The sequence below is a fragment of the Streptomyces fuscigenes genome, from assembly GCF_021556455.1.
GTDB classification, from domain to species: domain Bacteria; phylum Actinomycetota; class Actinomycetes; order Streptomycetales; family Streptomycetaceae; genus Streptomyces; species Streptomyces fuscigenes.
Genome location: NZ_JAKGCV010000528.1, coordinates 1 through 3,407, shown reverse-complemented (window position 1 = coordinate 3,407; position 3,407 = coordinate 1). Strand labels below are relative to the sequence as shown.

3 protein-coding genes are annotated in these 3,407 nt (G+C 73.6%); 1 reads left to right on the top strand and 2 read right to left on the bottom strand.

Annotation, left to right across the window (positions count from 1 at the left end; genetic code table 11):
• Window positions 1-30: 30 nt before the first annotated feature.
• Window positions 31-906, bottom strand: coding sequence for a glycosyltransferase family 2 protein (locus tag L1885_RS25765; protein WP_235799566.1), 876 nt, complete (start codon window positions 904-906; stop codon window positions 31-33).
• A 270-nt stretch (window positions 907-1,176) separates the two neighbouring features.
• Between L1885_RS25765 and L1885_RS25760 the strand changes: the two genes are divergently transcribed.
• A complete protein-coding gene (locus tag L1885_RS25760; protein WP_235799565.1) occupies window positions 1,177-2,049 on the top strand; it encodes a Sco1979 family transcriptional regulator in 873 nt (290 codons plus the stop codon).
• Between the two features lie 77 nt (window positions 2,050-2,126).
• Here L1885_RS25760 and L1885_RS25755 read toward each other — a convergent pair.
• Window positions 2,127-3,407: acyltransferase family protein (locus L1885_RS25755; protein WP_372482027.1), on the bottom strand; the 1,281-nt coding region annotated here is incomplete at its 5' end.

Sequence of the window (3,407 nt, the reverse complement as noted above, 5' to 3'; positions counted from 1 at the left end):
GCGGGGGCGCGGGGCGCCCCGGCCCGCCGGTCAGATCACCGGCGGGCGGCCCAGCGCCGTCATGCGCCGCACCGTGCGCCACCGCATCGGCCGGCGGTCGCCGCAGGCCGTGCGGACGCCCTCGCCGAAGCCGGCGAACCACGCGCGCAGGCCCGCGACCGACCGGGTGCGTGCCACGGTCAGCAGGATCCAGGTCCCCAGGTAGACGGGGACGAGCGGGGCGGGCAGGTTGCGGCGGGCGAGCCAGACGCGGTTGCGCGCGGTCATCCGGTAGTAGACGTCGTGCCGCGCGGGCGACGTGCGCGGGTGCTGGAGCACCAGCTCCGGCTCGTAGCGGATCTTCCAGCCGGCGTCGAGCGCGCGCCAGGCCAGGTCCGTCTCCTCGTGCGCGAAGAAGAACGCGTCGGGCCAGCCGCCGATCTCGTCCAGCATGCGCATGGAGAGCGAGTGGCCGCCGCCGAGGAACGTGGTGACCTCGCCGCCGCGCATCGGGTCGTCCGCGCGCAGCCTCGGCACGTGCCGGCGCTGCGTGAGGCCGTTCTCGTCGGCGATGCGGAAGCTGACGACGCCGAGCCGCGGGTGCGCCTCGTAGAGGTCCGCGACCCGGGAGACGACGTCCGTCTCGATCAGCAGGCCGTCGTCGTCCAAGTCGACGAGGACGTCCACGTCACCGGCCTTGCGCAGCTCCTCGATCGCGACGTTGCGGCCGCCCGTGACGCCCAGGTTCTCCGGCAGCTCGACGCCGATGACCCCCTCGGGCAGCTCGGGCAGCGGCGCGCCGTTGCAGACGACCACGACGCGCTGTGCGGGTTCCCGCTGCTCGGCCACGGAGTTCAGCAGGGCGCGCAGCTCGGCGGGCCGGGTCCCCATCGTCAGGACCGCCACCCCCACACGTGGTCGCGTCACGCCGCATCACTCCGCTTCTGTTGAGGGGCCCGCAGGCCCTGGACGGACCGAGCTTATCGGGACCTCTCCATCGAGAGGTCACTGGAAGGTACCTTCCGCGACGCCACGGGTTCACTTTTCAGGGAAGGGAACGATCTTCTTCTGTCACGCCGTGACGCGTGGTGGTCGGCCCGGTGGAGCCAACCGGAAGAATGTGTACCGTGCAGCGCCTCAATCGATCTCGCTGTGTCAGACTGCCGGGGTCTTCGAAGGGGGAGAGGGGGTAGCGGTATGAGCGAGCCGCGTTCGGCGCCGACGATAGGTCAGCTCGTCCTCAGCAGGCAGCTTCGTGCCCTGCGCGAGGGGGCGGGGCTGACGCGGGAGGCGGCGGCGAAGCTGCTGCACGTGACGGTCGCCACGATCCGCCGCATGGAGTCCGCGGAGGTCGCGCTCAAGATCCCGTACCTCCAGGTCCTGCTGCCCGCCTACGGCCTGCCGCCCGCGGACGTCGCCTCGTACACGCAGCTCACCGAGGAGGCCAACCGCCCCGGCTGGTGGCAGCGCTTCCACGACGTGCTGCCCGGGTGGTTCGGCGGCTACGTCAGCCTCGAGGAGGCCGCCAAGACGATCCGCGAGTACGAGCCCCACTTCGTGCCGGGCGTCCTGCAGACCGAGGCGTACACGCGCGAGATCCTGACCACCACCGCGGTCGGCCAGCCCGATCCCGAACGCGTCGAGCGCCAGGTCGCGCTGCGGATGCGCCGCCAGTCGTTCCTGACCCGCACCGAGGCCCCGCCCAACTTCTGGGCCGTCGTCGACGAGACCGTCCTGCGCCGCCCGGTCGGCGACGCGAAGCTGATGGGCGAGCAGGTCGAGCGGCTGCTGGAGATGACCGAGCTGCCCAACGTGACGCTGCAGGTGGCGTCGCTGGCAGCGGGCCACCACCCCGGCACGTACAGCCCCTTCGTGCTCTTCCGCTTCGACGTCCCCGAGATCCCGGACATGGTCTACATCGAGTACCTGACCGGTGCGCTCTACCTCGACGAGGAGAACGAGGTCTCCGAGCACATGGAGGCCATGGACCGCATGGTCGCCATCGCCGAGTCCGCGACCGGCACCCGGCGGCTGCTCTCCGACTTCCGCAAGGACCTCCTGCGCGCCTGATCGCCCCGGGCAAGACGGGCGGCCCCCGGGGCGGGTCCCGGGGCCGGACGGGCGGCCCCCCGACGCGGCGACGGGTGTCACGACGCCGTGGCCAGCTGCCGCCGCCGGTCCTCGGCGGTCGCGGAACCCGAGCGGGCGCCGCCGCGCGGGGCGCCCGGGCCGCGCCGCCGCCAGCGCCGGTTCAGCGGCTGCTCGACCAGGTAGTGCGAGGCGGTGGCCGCGGCGACCGACGCGGCGAGCGTCGCCACCAGGTGCCCGCGCTCCACGCCGACGTCGGCCAGCAGCCGGCCCAGCGGGTAGTGCCACAGGTAGAGCCCGTAGCTGAGGTTGCGGCCGACCCACGCCAGCGGCGCCAGCGACAGCACCCACGACAGGGCCGAACGCGGCCGCAGCTCCAGCGCGGCCACGACCGTCGCCGACAGCAGGGCCGCCACGAGGAACCCGAGCGTGTACCAGCTCTCCGTCCAGGCCGTGTCGCCCGTCACCGGGACCTGCCAGACGATCAGCCCGAGCAGCGCGAGCGCCGGCCAGGCGAGCCGCGCCGACCAGCGCCGCAGCGCGGCGAGCCGGGGGTCGTCGGGACGCAGGCGGGCCACCGCGACGGCCAGGAGCGCCCCGGCCAGCAGCTGATCGGCGCGGGTGTCGGTGCCGTTGTAGATGCGGTGCGCCTGCGTCGGGTCCCACAGCAGCCACCGCCACACGACGGGCAGGAAACACAGCACGGCGGCCCAGATCAGGACCGTGCGGGGGCGGACCCGGCGCAGCAGCGTCCGCAGCAGCGGGGGCCACAGCAGGTAGAACTGCTCCTCCACGCCGAGCGACCAGTTCTGGGCGAGCAGCGCCGTGCCGTCCGAGTACGGGCCGGGCTGGGCCGCCCGCACGATGTTGACGAGGAACGTCACCGACAGCAGCACCGACGTCCAGGCCCCGTCGAAGCCCGCGAGACTGGTGCCGGCGGCGAGGACCGCGCACAGGGCGCACACCGTCAGCAGCGCCGGCACGAGCCGCAGCCACCGGCGCCAGTAGAACGCGCCCATCGAGATGTCGCCGGTCCGCGCGTACTCCGCGACGAGGAGGCGGGTGATGACGAAGCCGCTGATCGTGAAGAAGACGTCCACGCCGATCGAACCGCCCGGCAGCAGGCCGGGCTCCAGGTGGTAGACCATCACCAGCCCGACCGCGAGCGTGCGCAAGCCGTCCACTCCCCGCACCCGCCCGCCGGTGCGCAGCGCCGAGGGCCAGCCGCGCCCGCCGCCCGGCGCCGACGGCAGCTTCGGCTGGACGGGCATGCCGTCGCGCGTGCCGCCGGTCGCGTTCTCGTCCGTCGCGTCGGCCGTCGGGACGGACGCCGCGGTGCG

Coding starts and splice junctions, on each gene's coding strand:
- L1885_RS25760 (WP_235799565.1), top strand. CDS start 1,177: ATGAGCGAGCCGCGTTCGGCGCCGACGATAGGTCAGCTCGTCCTCAGC.